Annotated in this window: 13 protein-coding genes and 2 tRNA genes; 2 read left to right on the top strand and 13 right to left on the bottom strand. The window is 73.4% G+C overall.

The features are described 5' to 3' along the window. Positions 1-195: 195 nt before the first annotated feature. Together ACZ63J_RS38145 and ACZ63J_RS38140 are read right to left on the bottom strand one after the other, a co-directional pair. Positions 196-267 (bottom strand) — tRNA-Val (locus ACZ63J_RS38145). 38 nt (positions 268-305) lie between these two features. Beyond that, positions 306-380, bottom strand: a tRNA-Val gene (locus tag ACZ63J_RS38140). Between the two features lie 186 nt (positions 381-566). Here ACZ63J_RS38140 and ACZ63J_RS38135 point away from each other — a divergent pair. Further along, entirely contained in the window at positions 567-2,012 is a 1,446-nt protein-coding gene (locus tag ACZ63J_RS38135) for a DHA2 family efflux MFS transporter permease subunit (RefSeq protein ID WP_465407228.1), read from the top strand. Between the two features lie 418 nt (positions 2,013-2,430). Here the strand turns inward: ACZ63J_RS38135 and ACZ63J_RS38130 are convergent, their stop codons facing one another. Then, positions 2,431-2,838 (bottom strand): MarR family winged helix-turn-helix transcriptional regulator, encoded by a 408-nt coding sequence (locus ACZ63J_RS38130; protein ID WP_465407230.1) that lies wholly within the window; start codon positions 2,836-2,838, stop codon positions 2,431-2,433. A 72-nt stretch (positions 2,839-2,910) separates the two neighbouring features. On the opposite strand from ACZ63J_RS38130, the gene ACZ63J_RS38125 reads away from it, so the two are divergent. Further along, positions 2,911-3,822 carry a quinone oxidoreductase family protein gene (locus tag ACZ63J_RS38125; protein ID WP_465407232.1) on the top strand — a complete coding sequence of 304 codons (912 nt, stop codon included), beginning with the start codon at positions 2,911-2,913 and terminating at the stop codon, positions 3,820-3,822. On the opposite strand, the gene ACZ63J_RS38120 is transcribed toward ACZ63J_RS38125, so the two are convergent. The 10 genes from ACZ63J_RS38120 to ACZ63J_RS38075 form a co-directional block, all read right to left on the bottom strand. Further along, entirely contained in the window at positions 3,812-7,153 is a 3,342-nt protein-coding gene (locus ACZ63J_RS38120) for a serine hydrolase (protein WP_465407233.1), read from the bottom strand. The two genes, ACZ63J_RS38125 and ACZ63J_RS38120, sit on opposite strands and share 11 nt — an antisense overlap. A gap of 26 nt (positions 7,154-7,179) precedes the next feature. Further along, the gene (locus ACZ63J_RS38115; RefSeq protein ID WP_465407235.1) at positions 7,180-8,100 is read right to left on the bottom strand and encodes an ABC transporter ATP-binding protein; all 921 of its coding nucleotides are present in this window, start codon (positions 8,098-8,100) and stop codon (positions 7,180-7,182) included. Then, a complete protein-coding gene (locus tag ACZ63J_RS38110) occupies positions 8,097-9,980 on the bottom strand; it encodes a dipeptide/oligopeptide/nickel ABC transporter permease/ATP-binding protein (RefSeq protein WP_465407237.1) in 1,884 nt (627 codons plus the stop codon). The genes ACZ63J_RS38115 and ACZ63J_RS38110 overlap by 4 nt, the downstream gene beginning before the upstream one ends. Before the next feature lies 1 nt (position 9,981). Further along, on the bottom strand, positions 9,982-10,962 hold the full coding sequence (locus ACZ63J_RS38105) for an ABC transporter permease (protein ID WP_465407238.1): 981 nt from the start codon (positions 10,960-10,962) through the stop codon (positions 9,982-9,984). Next, positions 10,959-12,548, bottom strand: coding sequence for an ABC transporter substrate-binding protein (locus ACZ63J_RS38100; RefSeq protein WP_465407240.1), 1,590 nt, complete (start codon positions 12,546-12,548; stop codon positions 10,959-10,961). The genes ACZ63J_RS38105 and ACZ63J_RS38100 overlap by 4 nt, the downstream gene beginning before the upstream one ends. Further along, positions 12,545-13,435 (bottom strand): serine hydrolase, encoded by an 891-nt coding sequence (locus ACZ63J_RS38095; protein WP_465407242.1) that lies wholly within the window; start codon positions 13,433-13,435, stop codon positions 12,545-12,547. Before ACZ63J_RS38095 ends, ACZ63J_RS38100 begins: the two co-directional genes overlap by 4 nt. Then, entirely contained in the window at positions 13,432-14,817 is a 1,386-nt protein-coding gene (locus ACZ63J_RS38090) for a serine hydrolase domain-containing protein (RefSeq protein WP_465407244.1), read from the bottom strand. The genes ACZ63J_RS38095 and ACZ63J_RS38090 overlap by 4 nt, the downstream gene beginning before the upstream one ends. A gap of 119 nt (positions 14,818-14,936) precedes the next feature. Beyond that, on the bottom strand, positions 14,937-15,089 hold the full coding sequence (locus ACZ63J_RS38085; RefSeq protein WP_465305729.1) for a hypothetical protein: 153 nt from the start codon (positions 15,087-15,089) through the stop codon (positions 14,937-14,939). Further along, a complete protein-coding gene (gene menC, locus ACZ63J_RS38080) occupies positions 15,086-16,192 on the bottom strand; it encodes an o-succinylbenzoate synthase (protein ID WP_465407246.1) in 1,107 nt (368 codons plus the stop codon). Before menC ends, ACZ63J_RS38085 begins: the two co-directional genes overlap by 4 nt. Continuing rightward, on the bottom strand, positions 16,189-17,079 hold the full coding sequence (locus ACZ63J_RS38075; protein ID WP_465407248.1) for a GNAT family N-acetyltransferase: 891 nt from the start codon (positions 17,077-17,079) through the stop codon (positions 16,189-16,191). The genes menC and ACZ63J_RS38075 overlap by 4 nt, the downstream gene beginning before the upstream one ends. Positions 17,080-17,091: the final 12 nt, after the last annotated feature.

Raw genomic sequence — 17,091 nt, 5'->3', positions numbered from 1 at the left:
GCCTTCCCCCCCCCCCCCCCCCCCCCCCCCCCCCCGCCTCCCCCCCCCCCCCCCCCCCCCCCCCCCCCCCCCCCCCCCCCCCCCCCCCCCCCCCCCCCCCCCCCCCCCGGAGGCGTGGGGGCTCGGCCCCCACAGGATACAACGAGATGAGCCCTGTTTGCGCCTTCCGCAAACAGGGCTCACCTACGAAGCTCGTGGGCGATACTGGGATCGAACCAGTGACCTCTTCGGTGTGAACGAAGCGCTCTCCCCCTGAGCTAATCGCCCGTCGTACGAACTTCCACGAGGTCCCGGGGGTGGGCTCGTGGTGCGCGATACTGGGATTGAACCAGTGACCTCTTCCGTGTCAGGGAAGCGCTCTCCCGCTGAGCTAATCGCGCGCTGCGGAACTTCGTACTGGCGGAAGCATATCGGACGCGTTCGCGGGCGCGCGCGAGGGGCCCCCTCCTCCAGGTTGCGGTGTGACCGGCCGCACGGGGGAAACCGCCGTGACACCGGGGTGCCGAAACGGGCAGACTGCAAGAGACAGCACGCCTTCGCGGCCGACCAGGAGAGCTCCCACCTCGATGACCGAAACCGTGTCCACCGAACCCTCCGAACTGCGGCCCCCGCCGGCTCGAGCGGGGCTGCTCATCGGCGTCCTCGTGCTGTCCGCGTTCGTGATGATCCTCAACGAGACGATCCTGAGTGTCGCGTTGCGCGACCTGACCGTCGACCTGCGGGTGCCGACCACCACCGTGCAGTGGCTGACCAGCGGGTTCCTGCTGACGATGGCGGTGGTCATCCCGACGACCGGGTTCCTGCTCGAGCGGTTCACGCCGCGGCAGGTCTTCCTCTTCTCGCTCTCGGCGTTCAGCCTCGGCACGCTGCTGTGCGCGCTCGCGCCCGGTTTCGGGATGCTGATGGCCGGGCGCGTCGTGCAGGCGTGCGGCACGGCGGTGATGCTGCCGCTGCTGATGACGACGGTGATGCGGCTGGTGCCGCCGGAGCGCCGTGGCGCGACGATGGGCACGATCACGATCGTCATCGCGGTGGCGCCCGCGATCGGGCCGACCATCGGCGGGGCGGTGCTGTCGTCGCTGGGCTGGCGCTGGATGTTCTGGATCGTGCTGCCACTGTCGGTGGCGGCGCTGGTGACCGGGGCGCTGCAGCTGAAGCTGGACAGCGAGCCGCGGCGGGTGCCGCTGGACGTGCCGTCGGTGCTGCTGTCCGCGATCGGGTTCGGCGGGGTGCTGTACGGGCTGTCGTCGACCGGTGAGCAGGAGGTCCAGCCGCCGGTGCCGGCGTGGGTGTCGATCGTGGTCGGGGTGGTCGCGCTGGTCGTGTTCACCTGGCGGCAGCTGCGGCTGCAACGCCGTGACCGGGCCCTGCTCGATCTGCGGCCGTTCACGCACCGCAGTTTTGTGGTGGCGCTGGTGCTGACGGCGCTGCTGTTCGTCTGCCTGATCGGCGCGGCGGCGATCCTGCTGCCGCTGTACCTGCAGACGGTGCTGCACACGAGCACGTTCGTCAGCGGCCTGGCGGTGCTGCCGGGCGGGCTGGTGCTCGGCCTCCTGGGCCGCCCGGTCGGCGCGCTGTTCGACAAGGTCGGCGCGCGCCCGCTGGTGATTCCCGGGGCGGGCGCCGTGGCCGCGGCGCTGTGGCTGTTCACGACGCTCGGGGCGGGCTCGCCGCTGATCGCGGTGATCGGGATCCACGTGCTGCTGATGGCCGGGCTCGGGCTGATGATGACGCCGCTGTTCACCGAGTCGCTCGGGGTGCTGCCGGACCACCTGTACTCCCACGGCAGCGCGATCCTGGCAACGCTCCAGCAGGTCGCGGGCGCGCTCGGCACAGCGATGTTCGTCAGCGTGGCGACGCTGGGGAGCTCGAACGCCGCGGCGGGTAGTCCGGACGCTTCGGGCCTGCGGGCGGCATTCGTGGTCGCCGGCTGTGTGGGACTCCTGGCCTTCGCGGGCACCTGGCTGATCCGCCGCTCCCCCGGCGCGGCAGCCACCGCGCCGAAGCACTGAGCGACGCAGACGCGATCGGCACCGCGATGTTCGTCAGCGTGGCGACGCTGGGAAGCTCCGACGCCTCAGACCTGCGGGCAGCGTTCGTCGTCGCCGGTTGCGTCGGGCTCCTGGCCTTCGCGGGCACCTGGCTGATACGCCGCTCCCCCGGCACGGCGGCGACCGCACCGAAGCACTGAGCGACACCGTCCACTGAGGACAAAAAGTCCCGCTTCCGCTCGGCGAAGGCTGGGGGGATACCTGCGAGCGGAAACGGGAGTTCGAGGTCGGTACGGGGGTCGCCTCGCGGCGATTGGCGCTACACGGCTCCAGCCGGACTGGTTTTCCGTGAAGGCAGTGGGTGAGGCCCGGGGACTCCGCCGTACCGACACCCTCTACAACGCCTCACTCCCGCCGGTGTTCCCCGACGTGACCCGGCTCATGCGAGCAGCCTGCCCAGCAACACACCGAGACGGCCACGCTCCGCTGCGTTGAGGTCGCCGGTGAGGGGGGTCATCAGGTCCGCCACCTCGGCCGCGACAACGGCGGCCAGCCGGTGCCCCTCCGCCGTCAGGCCGACGCGCACCGAGCGGCCGTCGTCGCGGCTCGCTTGGCGCTCGACCAGGCCGCGGCGGACCGCTCGGTCGATCAGCCCGCTCACCGACGACCGGTCGAGCCCGAGGTAGTCCGCGAGCTCCGCCATCTTCGGCGTGCGGTCGCGGAGGATCGCCAGCACCCGCAGCTGCGTCAGCGAGAAGTCGTGCGCGGCCGCCGCCTGGCTCAGCAGCGCCATCACCCGGAAGGACACCTGGACCAGGCCGTCCAGGACGTCGTCGGGTTCGGTCATGGTGTCAGGCTACCTTGAACTAGTTGGTACTGCCAGCTAATGTAGTGGGTAATACCAACTAAAGGAGTCACCATGCGCGCAGCTGTCGTGACCGCGTTCGGCACCCCGCCGGCCTGCCGGGACCTCCCCGAGCCGACCCCGCGGACCCCGGACGAAGTGGTGGTCGACGTCCTCGCCGCGGGCCTGCACCCGCGGGTCCGCTCCCAGGCCGACGGCTCGCACTACACCGGCCGCGGTGAGCTCCCGCTCGTCCCCGGCATCGACGGTGTCGGCCGCGCCCCCGACGGCACGCTGCGGTACTTCGTCCTGCCGGACACCACGATGGGCGCGATGGCCGAGCGGACCGTCGTCGACCTGCGGCGCAGCGTCGTCCTGCCGGACGACGCCGACCCGGTGCTCGTCGCCGCGGGCATGAACCCCGCGATGTCGGCGTGGGTCGCCCTGCGCCGGCGGATCGAGTTCACCGCCGGGCAGGACGTCCTCGTGCTCGGCGCCACCGGCAACGCCGGCCGGCTCGCCCTCCAGGTCGCGAAGCGCCTCGGCGCCGGCCGGGTCATCGCGGCCGGCCGCGACCCGGAGCGCCTCGCCGCGCTCCCCGCGGACCTGGCCGTCACCTTCGACGACCTCGGCCAGGCCGCGGACGTCGACGTTGTCCTCGACTACGTCTGGGGCGCGCCCACGACCGAAGCGCTGCGCACGATCGTCACGCACCGCGCCGACCGCGGGCGCCCGCTGACCTGGGTCGAGATCGGCTCGGTGGCCGGGCCGGCCATCGAGCTCCCCTCGGCCGCGCTGCGGGCGGCGCGGCTGCAGCTCGTCGGCAGCGGCCAGGGTTCGGTCCCGGCCCGCGACATCGTCGCCGAGCTGGCCCACCTCGTCACCGAGCTCGGCGGCTTCCGGGTCGACGCGCGCACGGTGCCGCTGGCCGAGGTCGAGACCGTCTGGAAGGAGACCGGCGACCAGCGGCTCGTGGTCACTCCTTGACCTTCGGCGTGGCCCGGACGCCCGTGTGCAGGTACTGCTCGCCCGTCGGCAGGGTGTAGAACGTCGCCGACACCCAGCCCCGCATGCCGGCCGGGCTGTACACGAACTGTGCGGGGCCGACCGGGACCAGCTCCTCCTCGGTCGTCGCCTCCGGCATCAGCTCCGCGATCGGGCCGGTCACCGTCTGGCGCATGCGGATCCCGGCCTCACCGGCGAAGACCTCGATCCGGATCGACGCACGCTCGTAGGTCCCGAAGAAGCGGGACGCGTCGACCGACGGCGGCTGGGCCGCGGGCTCGATCGGGTGGGGCATCGCGACCCCCGCGAGCTCGGCGAAGATCTCGCGGTACAGCTCTTCGTACAGGTCGTGGCCGCTGCCGCCGTTGGTGAGCAGAGTGACGGCGAGGTCCTGGCCCGGCAGGACCCGCAGGAACGCCGCCTGGCCGATCGTGTTGCCGTCGTGGCCGTACACGCGGTGGCCGTCCCAGTCGAAGCGGATCCAGCCGAGGCCCCACGAGTCGCCGAGCGTGTCCTTGTCCGGCATCTCGAACTGCTCTTCGGTCATCATCCGGGCCGAGTCCGCGGAGAGCACCCGGGAACCGTCCGGGCCGAGGCCGCCGGTCAGGTGCAGGCGGGCGAACGCCAGCACGTCCGCCGGGGACGCCGTGATCAGCCCGGCCGGGCCCGCCGAGCGCGGCAGGCTCCACGCCGGCGCGGGCTGCGGCTCGCCTTCCCCGGCCGCCACGTGCCCCATCGCCGCGCGGAAGAGCAGCGCCTCCTCCGGCAGGGTGCCGGTGCGGGTCAGGCCGAGCGGGGTGAACAGCCGTTCGCGCAGCGCCGCGTCCCACGTCTTGCCGGTCAGCTTCTCGATGACCCGGCCGACGAGGATGAACCCGGAGTTGCAGTAGGACAGCGTCGCGCCGAGCGGGTGCGTCTGCGCGGCCTGGTCGAGCAGCGCGACGTACTTCTCGACGCAGTCGTCGCCGCGGCCGGTGTCGGTGAAGACGTCACCGTCGATGCCGCTGGTGTGGGTCAGCAGGTGCCGCAGGGTCACCTGCTTCGTGACGTCGGGGTCGGCCAGCCGCAGCTCCGGCAGGACGTCGGTGATCGGCGCGTCCAGCTGCAGCAGTCCTTCGTCGACGAGCTGCATCGCGACGGTCGTCGTCCACACCTTGCTGATCGAGCCGATCTGGAACACCGAGTCGTCGGTGACCTCGACGCCGGTGGCCTTGTTCAGCACCCCGCTGCTCGCGACGACCTCGTCGCCCCCGCGCAGGATGCCCAGCGCCGCACCGGGAACGCGGTGCTTGCGCGCGAGCGCGGCCAGGCGCCGCCGCCAGTGCGCGGCGTCGAGCGGCACGCGGGCCGCCCGGCCCGGCTCCCCCGCGTGCTGCTCGACCCAGTCGACGACCCGGCGGTTGAAGTCGACGCGGTGCGACGGCCGGCCGTCGAGGATGAACAGGTGCGACGCGCCCGGGTAGAGCACCAGCCGGGCCGGCACCCCCTGCTCGCGCAGCGCGGTGAACCACTGCTCGGCCTGCCCGGCCGGGCACCGGTCGTCGTCGGCGCCGTGCACGACCAGCGTCGGCGTGCGCACCTTTTCCACCTGGGCCAGCGGGGAAAGCGCCGCGTAGTGCGCCTGGTACTCCGCCGGCGTGCCGCCCAGCTCCGCGACGCCGAGGTAGTGCCCGCTGTCGGACGTGCCGGCCATGCTGACCGCGTCGCTGACCACGCCGCCGGCGACCGCCGCGGCGAACCGGTCGTCCCGGCTGGTCAGGTAGCACGTCATGAAGCCGCCGTAGCTGTAGCCGGACACGGCGAGCCGGCGCGCGTCCGCCACCCCTTCGGTGACGAGCTGGTCCAGCGGCTCCAGGAAGTCCTTCGCGTCGGCCAAGCCCCACGCGCCGACGGCGGCGGTGTAGAACGCTTCGCCGTACCCGTCGCTGCCGCGCGGGTTGAGGAGCAGCACCGCCCAGCCGCGCGTGACGAGCTCCTGGTGGTAGACGTGCACCGCGTCGGCGCTGCCGTTCCACGCGTTGTGCGGGCCGCCGTGGATGTCGAGCAGCAGCGGCAGCGGGCCGGTGCGGGCCGGGTCGCGCAGCAGCCACCCGTGCACCACCGTGCCGTCGGAGATGGTGAACTCCCGCTCCTCGCGGGGGAACAGCTCGATTTCGGTGTCGCCGTGCGCGGTGCGCACCTCGAGCTCTCCCCCGGGCAGGTCGACCGTCACGACCTCGCCGAGCGACGACGGCGTTGTCAGCACGATCACGGCGGTGTTCCCGGCGACGGTCAGCCCGTCCACGGTGTTCCCGGCGCCGCCGACGAGCCGCCGCGGCTCGCCACCCGCGACGTCGACCGCGTAGAGGTGGGTGCAGCCGCGGTCGCGGGCGCAGAACAGCACGGTCGAGCCGTCGCCGGTGAGCTGCGGCAGCGCGCCCGGGTAGCCCGAGCCGCCCGGCATCACGTTGCGGTCGAGCGGCGCGGCGAGGTTGGTGGTTTCCCCGCCGTCGAGCGGCACCCGCAGCAACCCGAGGTGGCCGGGCGCGGTGTCGGCCCGGCCGATGACGAGCAGCGCGGCGCCGTCGGCCGTCCAGGAGACCGCGCCGCACATGCCCGCGCCGGAGCCCACCAGCCGCGGCTCCGAAGCGGTGTCACCGGGGTCGAGGACGTAGGCGCCGGACCGGAAGGTCAGGTCGGCGTCGGCGTCCGGGCCGGCCGGGAACGCCAGCCGCGCGCCGTCCGGCGACCACGCCGGGTCGCCCGCGTGCCAGTCCCCCGACGTGACCTGCCGGACCTCGCCGGTCGCGACGTCGAGGACGTGGACGTGCTTGCGGAACGTCCGCAGCAGGCCGGCGCCGTCGGCCTTGAAGTCGAGCCGGTCGGCGACCACCGGGGCCGCCGCGCGGCGGCCCCGGGCGGCGTCGTCGTCGCCCTCCTCCGCGACGAGGTCGACCGGGGCGCTGAAGGCGATCTCGGCGCCGTCCGGGCGCCAGACCGGGGTGCCCGCGCCGAGCGGGAGCGTGGTGACCTGCTCGGGCTCACCGCCGTCGGCGGGCAGCAACCACAGCTGCGCGGGACCGTCCTGGGCCCGCACGAACGCGATCCGCGTGCCGTCCGGCGACCACACGGGCGCGACGTCGCCGGTACCGCGGGTGAGCCGCCGGGCCTCGCCGCCGGCGGTGTCCACCTGCCAGAGCGAGCGGGTGACCTGGTCGGCGTCGCGGTCCGCGGTGCGCAGCACGTACACGATCCGGGAGCCGTCGGGCGAAATCGCGGGCTGTTCGGGGAGCGCGAGGGTGTGCAGGTCGTCGGTGCCCAGGCGTCGGGTCATGCGGATCTCCTTGGGGGATAACGGTCTCACGCGGCGAAGTGGCAGGCCGCGTGGTGCGGCCGGTGGGCGGCGTCGGCGGCCGGGTCGGCATGGGTGCAGAGCGTCCGTTCGGTGTGCACGAGCGGGCCGATCGGGCACCGCGGGTGGTAGCGGCAGCCGGGCGGCGGGTGGTGCGGGTCGGCGGGCTCGGTGTCGGCGAGCGGATCGTCGGTGTCGGCGAGCAGGTTCCGGTGCGCCGAGGGTGCGGCGGCCAGGAGGTCCCGCGTGTACGGGTGCTGCGGATCGGTCAGCACCTGTTCGGCCGGCCCGGCTTCGACGATCCGGCCGAGGTACATCACGGCGACGATGTCGCTGACGTACCGCACCACCGCGAGGTTGTGGGAGATGAACAGCATCGACAGCGACAGCCGCCGCTGCACGTCCCGGACGAGGTTGAGCACGGCGCCCTGCACCGAGACGTCGAGCGCCGAGGTGATCTCGTCGGCGATCAGCACCTTCGGCTGCCCGGCCAGCGCCCGGGCGAGCGCGACGCGCTGGCGTTGCCCGCCGGAGAGCTGCCCGGGCAGCATCGCCGCGCGGTCCGGGTCGAGCTGGACCAGGTCGAGCAGCCGGGCCACCTCGGCTTTCCGCCCGGCGCCGCGGGGCATCGCCTCGGCGATCGACTCGCCGATCGCCATCCGCGGGTCCAGGGAGGAATACGGGTCCTGGAACACCATCTGCAGCGGACGACGGCGGGGCAGCCGCCGCACGTCGACGCCGTCGAGAAGCACCTGGCCCGCGCTGACCGGCGCGAGCCCGACGGCGGCCCGGGCGAGCGTCGACTTGCCCGAGCCGGACTCGCCGACCAGACCGACGACCTGTCCGGAAGGGACGGTCAGGCGGACGCCGTCGACGGCGGTCAGCTTGCCGTAGCGGACGCTCACCGCGTCGAACTCGAGTACGCTCATGCGGCACCTTCCTCCCGTGACTGTCCGGAAAGGACGCTCACCTGCGGGTGCCAGCACGCGACGCGGTGGCCGTCCGCGGCCGGCTCCAGCACCGGATCTTCGACGCGGCAACGGTCGGACGCCAGCGGGCAGCGGGCGGCGAACGCGCAGCCGTCCGGCACCTGGTCCGGTTCCGGCGGGCGGCCGGGGATCACGGCCAGCGGCTCGTCGCGGTCGGTGCCGAGGTCCACTGTGGTCGCCAGCAGCGCGCGTGTGTACGGGTGCTGCGCCGGGCTCCCGGTCGGCAGGTCCTCGACGACCCGCCCGGCGTACATCACCAGCATCCGTTCGCACGTCTGGGAAACGACCGCGATGTCGTGGCTGATGAGCAGGATCGCCGCGCCCTCGGTCTCGCGCGTGCGGGCCAGCAGGCGCAGCACCTGGCGCTGCACGGTGACGTCGAGGGCGGTGGTCGGCTCGTCGGCGACGATCAGCTTCGGCTCTCCCATCAGGCCCATGCCGATCATCGCCCGCTGCCGCATGCCGCCGGAGAACTCGTGCGGGTACTGCCGTGCCCGGCGGCGCGCGGCCGGGACGCGGACCGCGGCCAGCCGGTCGACCGCCCGGGCGAACGCCGCCCGCCGGGAGAGGCCGTGGTGCTGTTCGGACACCTCGGCCAGCTGCCCGCCGACGCGGCGGGCCGGGTTGAACGACGTCATCGGGTCCTGGAACACCATCGCCAGTGACGTGCCGAGCTCGCGGTCCGACGTCCGGTCCACCGGGGTCCCGGCGAACTCCAGCCGGTCGGCGGTCACCACGCCGGGCGCTTCGATCAGGCGCGACACCGCCAGCGCGGTCAGGCTCTTGCCCGAGCCGGACTCGCCGACCACGCCGATCGCCTCCCCGGCGCGGACGCTGAAGCTGACCCCGCGCACCGGCACGGTCCACCCGTCCGCCCGCGGGAACGCCACCTGCAGGTTCTCGACGACGAGCACGGCGTCGGCCGGGACCTCGGCGGCGACCGAGGGCCGCGAGACCGGCAAGGGGCGCGCCGCCCGCCGCGACGCGCGCGTCCGGACGCCGACCACGCCGGCCACCGTCTCCCCGACCAGGTTGAACGCCAGCCCGGCCAGGACCACGGCACCACAGGGTGCGAGCGCGGCCACCGGGTTGAGGTAGATCCCGTCCAGGCCCTCGCGCAGCAGCCGTCCCCAGTCGTAGTCCGGGGCCTGCACGCCGATGCCGAGGAACGACAGCCCGGCGAACGCCAGCAGCGCCGAACCGGCCCCGATGGTCGCGTTGACGACCAGCGGCTCGCCGATGTTGGGGAGCACGTGCCGGGCCAGCAGCCGGATCCGGCCGACGCCGGACACCCGGGCGGCGGCGATGTAGTCCCGCCCGGCCACCGACGCGGACAGCGTCTGCACGAGCCGGGCGAACGCCGGCGCCACCGCGAACGCGATCGCCAGCACCGCGCCGTGCGTGCCGACCCCGAAGATCACCGCGAGGAACAGCGCCAGCAGCAGCCCCGGGAACGCGACCGCGACGTTGACCGCCGCGGTGAGCAGCCGGCCCGCCCAGCGCGGCAGCACCGAAGGCAGCGTCCCGAGGATCACGCCGGCGGCGACACCGATCGCGGTGGCCAGCACCGCGAGCCCGACCGAAAGCCGGGTCGCGACCAGGGTGCGGAAGAACAGGTCGCGGCCGAGGGAGTCGGTGCCGAACCAGTGCGCCCCGGACGGGCCCTGGCCGATCGCGTCCGTGTCGATCGCCGCGGCGGCGTCACCCCACAGCAGCGGGGCCAGCACCGCGAGCAGGACGACCCCCGCCAGCAGGACCGCCGAGCACGCGCCCACAGGCGTGCGCACGGCCGCCACCCAGACCGAACCGCGTCGCGCCATCTCACGCCTCCCGAATGGCCGAGCGCGGGTCGAGCAGCCCGAGCACGACGTCGACCAGCAGGTTCACCAGCAGCACGCCGACGCCGTAGACGAGCACGATCCCCTGCACCAGCGGGTAGTCCTTCTGCAGGATCGAAGCGACGATCGTCGAGCCGAGGCCGGGCCAGGCGAACACGTTCTCCACGAGCACCGTGCCCGCCACCATCCCGGTCAGCATCAGCCCGCCCAGGGTGAGCGTCGCGGTCAGCGCGTTCGGCAGCGCGTGCCGGACGTACACCAGCCGCGCGGGCAGCCGCTTCGCCCGCGCGGTGCGGACGAAGTCGGCGCCCAGCACCGAAAGCAGCTCCACCCGGACCATCCGCGCGAGCACCGCCGCCGGCCCGACCGCCAGGGCCGCCACCGGCAGGACGTACGCGCTCACGTCGTCGCTGCCCGCCACCGGGAACCAGCCGAGGCCGACGGCGAGCAGCGCCACCAGCCCGACCGCGACCAGGAACTCCGGGACGGCGGCGAGGAACACGCTCACCGACGTGAAGCCCAGCTCAGCGCCCCGGCGACGGCCGCCGCGGGTCAGCACCGCGAAGACGACGCCGACGGGGATCGCGACGACGACCACGACCGCGAAGGCCAGGACCGCCAGCTGCAGCGTCGACGGCAGCCGGTCGCCGATCACCTGGGCCACCGGCTGCCCGCTCGCCATCGACGTCCCGAAGTCCCCGGAGAGCAGGTTGCGCACGTAGTGCCCGTACTGCACCCACAGCGGGTCGTCCAGGCCGAGCTCCGCCCGCTTGGCCGCCACCAGCTCGGCGGGCGCGGTGAGGCCGAGCGCGGCCCGCACCGGGTCACCGGGGACGAGGTGGATCATCAGGAACGCCGCGGTGAGCAGCGCCCACAGCGAGACGGCGAACCGGGCGAGCCGTCGCGCGGCGAACGCCGGCCACGGGCTGCCCCGCAGGCCGGCGGGCGCCGCCGCCGTGGTCATTTCGCGTACATCCGGATCGACGACGGCGTCACACTGCCCTGGCTGATCTCGAACTTCGCGCCGCTGGCGTAGGTCGGCACGACGGAGTCGAAGTAGGGCACCGCGTCCACCCGCTTCACCAGCGCGGTCTCCGCCGCGCTCCAGTCCGCGCAGCTCGCGTCGCCGGACTTCGACGCCGCCTGCTGCGCCGCCTGTTCGTAACCGGGGTTGCCGATGTGGGCGAAGTTCGTGCCGTCGGGCGCGGCCGGGCCCGAGACGAACGGGACCAGCTGGCTCGGCAGCGAGAACCCGACCGGGGCCAGCGACACCTCCCACTCGCCGGTGCCGAACAGCACCTGGCTGAGGCCGGGGCTGTCGACCGCCTTGAGCGTCACGTCGGCGCCGAGCGCCTTCCACGTCTGCTGGACGAGCTCCGCGGTCGGCGCCATCGTCGGGCCGAGCTGTGTGCCGTAGAGGACGGTGAGGGAGAGCTTCTTCCCGTCCTTCGCGCGCACCCCGTCCGGGCCCGCTTTCCAGCCCGCCGCGTCCAGCCCGGCCGCCGCCGCGGCCGGGTCGTGGGCCGGTAGGTTGCCGGCGACGGTGTCGCCCGGGCACACCTTCGGCTCGTTCGTGATCATGCCCTGCGACGGCTTGCCGGCGCCGCTGGTCAGCACCTTGCCGAGCTGGGGCAGGTCGAGCGCCTGGGTGAGTGCCCGGCGGACGGCTTCGTCCTGCCCGGGCCGCCCGGCCACCTGGTTGTAGAAGACCTCGCCCATCGGGGCGGTGAAGTCGCCGTGGAAGAGCTTGCGCGCCTCCAGACGCTGCCGGTCCGGCCCGTTGATCGCGGCCGCGCTCAGCTCGCCCGACAGCAGCAGGTTCGTCGCGGTCGTGGTGTTGGGGATGACCCGCACGACCACCTTGTCCGGCAGGCCGGGCTCGGCCTTCCAGTCGCCGGGACCCCACGTGTAGTCCTTGCGGCGGGTGAACGTGTAGTGGTCGTTGGGCACGGACTCGGTGACGGTGAACATCCCGGTGCCGGCTTCGCCCTTGGCGAGCAGCTTGCGGTCCGCCAGGCCCTTCGCGCAGGCGATCGGCACGCCGCCGACGTTGCGGGCCAGGAACGCGTCCGGCTTCCCGCTGGTGACGGTGATCGTGCCGGCCGCCGCGTCCGCGGTCGCCTTGGTGCCCGGGGCGATGTACAGCCCGGCGATGGGCGACTTGTTCGCCGGGTCGCCGATGAAGTTCACGTTGGCCGCGACGTCGGCGGCGGTCAGCGGGCTGCCGTCGGCGCACGTGAGGCCCGGGCGGAGGGTGAACGACGCCGTGGTCGTCGACGCCTCCCACTTCGCGGCCAGCCCGGAGACCAGCTTGCCGTCGCCGTCGAGGTTCAGCAGCGTGTCGTAGAGGAACCGGTCGGTCTGGATGGCCACCGACAGCACGGTCATGTGCGGGTCGAGGCTGCCGGGGTCGGAGCCGACGGCGAGGCTGAACGTCTTGCCGTCGACCGGGGTCCCGTCGCCGGCAGCGGCGCCGCCCGATCCCCCGCAGGCGGTCGCGCCCAGGGCGAGCACCCCGAGCAGGACCACCGCGGTCCGTGGTGTGGTCATGGGGTTTCCTTCCGCAGGTGGGCCACGGCGAGGCGGGCGGCCTCGCCGATCGCGGCGTCGACGGCGGGCTGCCGCTCGGCGAGGGAGTCCGCGCGGGTGAAGACGGCGACGGCGAACCGGCGTCCGTCCGGAAAGGACACCACCCCGGCTTCGTTGCGGACCGCCGGCAGGGTGCCGGTCTTGGCCGCGATCGTGACGTCGGAGGGGAAGCCGCTGGAGATCCGGTGCGGCCAGATCTGGCGCGCCAGCATCGACCGCACCCGTTCGCACGCCGCGGGTTCCGCAGCGCGGTCGATCCAGAGGGCGTCGAGCAGGGTGGTGATCTCCCGGGGTGTGGACGCCGACGTGCGCTCGGGGTCGAGCACCGCGAGCTTCCACGTCTGCTCGGGGGTCGCACCGGCGAACACGGCGTCGAGATCGTCGTCTTCGCCGGCGCCGAGGTCGGCCAGCACTGAGGCGAACAGGTCTTCGCAGCAGCCGATCAGGCGGGTGCGGCGCAGGTCCAAGTCCGCGAGCACCCGGTCGACGGCTTCCTGGCCCACGCGGTGGAACACGACGTCGGTGGCGGCGTTGTCGCTCATCGTCAGCATGAACAGGGCGAGGTCGCGCCAGCTCATTTCGACGTCGTCGGCGCAGCCCGCGGTGCCGATCCCGCCGATGCGATAACGCTTCCCGACCCGCGTCCGCTCGGTCTCGTCCAGCCGCCCGGCGACGACTTCACGGGCGTAGGCGACGGCGACCGGGATCTTGAACACCGACGCGAGCACGACCGGGTCGTCCGCGCCGAGCGCCACCTCCGGGCCGCCGCCGATCTCCCGGGCGTGCAGGAAACCCCGTGCGCCCGCGGCGGTGAAGACCCCGGCGATCTCTTCTTCGACAGCGCTCATGCGCTCACCCGCCGGTCGGCCCGGCCGGTGTGCAGGTACAGCGCGTGCCCGGCGCCGTCGTCGCCGACGAACGCGTGCGGCAGGTACATGCCCTGCATCGGCTCGGCCAGGATCAGCGTGTCGCCGTTCATGGCGACCAGCTCGGTCTTCTCCGGACCGGCCAGCTCCGCGAAGATCCCCTTCGGGATCCGCTCGACCCAGATCCGGCCGTCGTCGTCCTGGCTGACCTTGATGTCCGCGACGGACGACGCGTAGTCGCCGACGTAGCGCGTGGCGTCGATGCGCGGCGCGGCCGGGTCCGGAACCGGCGGCACGGCGAGCGTGATGCCGGTGAGCTCCTTCAGCAGGTGCCCGACGACTTCGGTGTAGAGGGCGACCGGGCTGCCGCCGTTGGTCAGCAGCGCCACGGCGACGTGGTGCTCCGGCGCGACCCGCAGGAACGCCGACTGGCCGATCGTGCCGCCGTCGTGGCCGACGACCGCGCCGCCCGGCCAGTCGAACAGCGACCAGCCGAGGCCCCACGCGTCACCCATCAAGCCGAGGTCGGGCAGCTCCACGCGGCGTTCCCGCATGGCGCGGGCGCTTTCCGCGCTGAGCACACGGGTCCCGTCCGGGCCTTCGCCGTCCTTGAGGTGCATGCCGGCGAACGTCACGAGGTCACGCGGGCGCATCGCGAGCATCGAGCCGGCCGGGGCGTTGGACGGCGCCAGCGCCCACATGCCGGCGGGTTCGGGCTCGGCGCCGGGCTTCGGCGTGAGGTGCCCGAGCGCGGCGCGGAACCGGATGGCCTCGTACGGGCTCGCCGCGGCGTGCGTCAGGCCGAGCGGGGTGAACAGATGCTCGGCCAGGCAGTCGTTGTAGCTCTTGCCGCGCAGGACCTCGATCACCCGGCCGAGCACGCAGAACGCGGCGTTGTTGTAGGAGAACATCTCCCCCGGCGGGAACAGCTGGGGCACGTCGCCCAGGGTGGCGACGTACTTCTCGACGCAGTCGGCGCCGCGGCCGGTGTCGGTGAAGATGTCGCCTTCGAAGCCGGACGTGTGGCACATCAGCTGCCGCACGGTGATCCGGGCGGCGGCGTCCGCGTCGGCCAGGACGAACTCCGGCAGGTACTTGCGGACCGGTTCGTCGAGATCCAGCGCGCCTTCGTCGACGAGCTGCATCGCCAGCGTCGTCGTCCAGACCTTCGTGATGGAGCCGATCTGGAAGAGCGAGTCCACGTCGGCCTCGACGCCGGTGCCCTTGTTGAGCACGCCGGCCGCGTGGTCGATGATCTCGCCGCCGGCGTAGACGGCGACGGATGCGCCGGGCACCTGGTGCTCGGCCAGCAGGGCGGGGAGCCGGCTTTCGAGCCAGGCGGCGAGTTCGGTGAGTTTCGACATGGTTGCCTCTCGTCCGACGATGGGGGAACCGGCGATGCCGGGATGCTAGGACGGGGACCGGGGCCGCCGATTCGTCGAAACCGACGAGACCCGGGGAAACTTTCATCCCGGCGGACGAATCACCGCCGGCGGCGCGACCGGAACCGCAGCGACGGCGCGGCGCGCACCGCCGCACCCCCGACCGCGAGCCGGATCCTGACCTTCGACGCGGCCACCGCGGCCCGGAGCGCGTACGCCCGGACCCGGGCGGTCACCGCGTCCACTGTGGTCATGACGCGAGCCAGGACTGGGCGGTGGTCACGGCGGCGAGCCGCTCCGGGATCGGGGTGACACCGAGGCCCGGCCCGGACGGCACCGGCAGCCGGCCGCCTTCGAGCACGAACGGTTCGGTGATGTCCTCGGTGTAGAACCGGTCGGACGCCGAGGTGTCGCCGGGCAAGGTGAACCCCGGCAGCGAGGCGAGCGCGACGTTGGCCGCGCGGCCCAGGCCGGTTTCGATCATCCCGCCACACCACACCGGGACGCCGTGCGCGGCGCAGACGTCGTGCACCCGCCGCGCCTCGAGGTACCCGCCGACCCGGCTCGGCTTGATGTTGACGATCCGGCAGGCGCCGAGCTTGATCGCGTCGGCGGCCGAGCGGGCCGAGACGATGGACTCGTCCAGGCAGATCGGCGTCCGGATGTGCTTGGCCAGCTCGGCGTGGCCGAGCACGTCCTCCTCTTCGAGCGGCTGCTCGATCAGCAGCAGCTCGAAGGGGTCGAGCCGCTGCAGCTGCGGCACGTCCGACAGCGTGTACGCGGTGTTCGCGTCGACCTGCAGCAGGATGTCGTCGCCGAAGCGCTCACGGACCGCGCGCACCGGCTCGACGTCCCAGCCGGGTTCGATCTTCAGCTTGATCCGGACGTACCCGGCTTCGAGGTAACCGCCGACGACGTCGAGCAGCTTCGGGATCGTGTCCATGATGCCGACCGACACCCCGCACGGCACGGAGTCCTTTGTGGACCCGAGCGCGGTGGCGAAGGAGACGCCGTGCACCCGCAGCTCCGCGTCGAGCACCGCCATCTCGAGGGCGGCCTTCGCCATCCGGTGGCCCTTGAACTTCGCGAGCAGCGGCGCGACCTTGTTAGCGGTGAGGTCGCCGGCCGCCAGCAGCGCGGGGGCGAGGAAGGTCCGCAGCACGTGCTCGACACCGTCGACGTACTCCGAGGAGTACAGCGGGTCGACCATCGCGCCGCACTCGCCCCAGCCCTCGCCCTCGGAGGTCACCGCACGCAGGAGCAGCAGCTCACGCTCGGCCTGCGTGCCGAACGACGTCCGGAACGGCGCCACGAGCGGCATCCGCACCCGGCGGACCTCGACACCGGTGAGTTTCACGACGCCTCCCTCGTGACCACGTACCAGCCGGCACGGTCGAACCCGGTTACCCCGGCGCCGCCGGCCATCAGGCCGCCCAGCACCTCCCGCAGCGCCACCCGCCACGCGCGGCCGCGCTCCGGGTCGGCCCGCCGCAGCGCTTCGATGTCCGGCGGCACGGCGACGAGCACGACCGGCGCGTCGGCGGGACCGGTGACCGGGCCGCCGTCGGGGCCCGCCGCGAGCGCGACCGCGGCCCCCTGGTTCTTCAGCGTCCCGGCGTCGAGCCGGACCGGCTCGGCCCGCGCCGCCGCCCGCACCGGCGGGCTGGCCAGGTCCCAGACGGCCATCAGCCGGTCGGTGTCGCCCGCGCCGTTGATGCCGTCGTGCATGGGGCCGTAGAAGTCGGGCAGGTAGTGCTCGGGCCGCGCGGCCAGCTTGGTCAGGTTGAAGTGGGCGTTGCGCCGCACCAGCGGGTCGAAGGTCCACGAGATGACCGGGACGTCCTGGTGCAGCGCCCACGCGCGCTGGTGCAGCTTGAGCGCGAAGCCGATGCCGCGGCCGTGCCCGGCCGTCGCGACCCCGGCGATGTGGCTGTGCAGTCCCCCTTTGGCCGGCCCGCCGAAGAACCCGAAGCACGCGCCGAGCAGTTCGGGCCCGTCGAACGCGCCGGAGACGTAGTTGCCGGCCGAGACCATGGCCCGCAGCAGTTCGGACGTCACGGGCTGGTTTCCCGGCGCGGGGCGCCAGATCGACTCGAAGAGCCGGGTCACGGCGGTCAGGTCGGCGACCTCGGCCAGGGTCCGGACCTGGACCCCCGAGGCCGTGGCGGCGGTGGCCGCCGCGGCGGCCGCCTCGTCCCGCAGGAGCGGGGCTGTGTTCGTCACGACGTCTGTCACGCCCACCATCCTTTCCGGACT

It is taken from the genome of Amycolatopsis sp. NPDC104863, assembly GCF_055582965.1.
The sequence above is the reverse complement of the archived record's forward strand: the minus strand, read 5'-3'. Positions and strand labels throughout refer to the sequence as shown.

Excerpts from the sequence above, each read along its gene's own strand:
- ACZ63J_RS38135 (WP_465407228.1), top strand. The coding sequence starts at position 567 with ATGACCGAAACCGTGTCCACCGAACCCTCCGAACTGCGGCCCCCGCCG.
- ACZ63J_RS38130 (WP_465407230.1), bottom strand. The coding sequence starts at position 2,838 with ATGACCGAACCCGACGACGTCCTGGACGGCCTGGTCCAGGTGTCCTTC.
- ACZ63J_RS38125 (WP_465407232.1), top strand. The coding sequence starts at position 2,911 with ATGCGCGCAGCTGTCGTGACCGCGTTCGGCACCCCGCCGGCCTGCCGG.
- ACZ63J_RS38120 (WP_465407233.1), bottom strand. The coding sequence starts at position 7,153 with ATGACCCGACGCCTGGGCACCGACGACCTGCACACCCTCGCGCTCCCC.
- ACZ63J_RS38115 (WP_465407235.1), bottom strand. The coding sequence starts at position 8,100 with ATGAGCGTACTCGAGTTCGACGCGGTGAGCGTCCGCTACGGCAAGCTG.
- ACZ63J_RS38110 (WP_465407237.1), bottom strand. The coding sequence starts at position 9,980 with ATGGCGCGACGCGGTTCGGTCTGGGTGGCGGCCGTGCGCACGCCTGTG.
- ACZ63J_RS38105 (WP_465407238.1), bottom strand. The coding sequence starts at position 10,962 with ATGACCACGGCGGCGGCGCCCGCCGGCCTGCGGGGCAGCCCGTGGCCG.
- ACZ63J_RS38100 (WP_465407240.1), bottom strand. The coding sequence starts at position 12,548 with ATGACCACACCACGGACCGCGGTGGTCCTGCTCGGGGTGCTCGCCCTG.
- ACZ63J_RS38095 (WP_465407242.1), bottom strand. The coding sequence starts at position 13,435 with ATGAGCGCTGTCGAAGAAGAGATCGCCGGGGTCTTCACCGCCGCGGGC.
- ACZ63J_RS38090 (WP_465407244.1), bottom strand. The coding sequence starts at position 14,817 with ATGTCGAAACTCACCGAACTCGCCGCCTGGCTCGAAAGCCGGCTCCCC.
- ACZ63J_RS38085 (WP_465305729.1), bottom strand. The coding sequence starts at position 15,089 with ATGACCACAGTGGACGCGGTGACCGCCCGGGTCCGGGCGTACGCGCTC.
- ACZ63J_RS38075 (WP_465407248.1), bottom strand. The coding sequence starts at position 17,079 with ATGGTGGGCGTGACAGACGTCGTGACGAACACAGCCCCGCTCCTGCGG.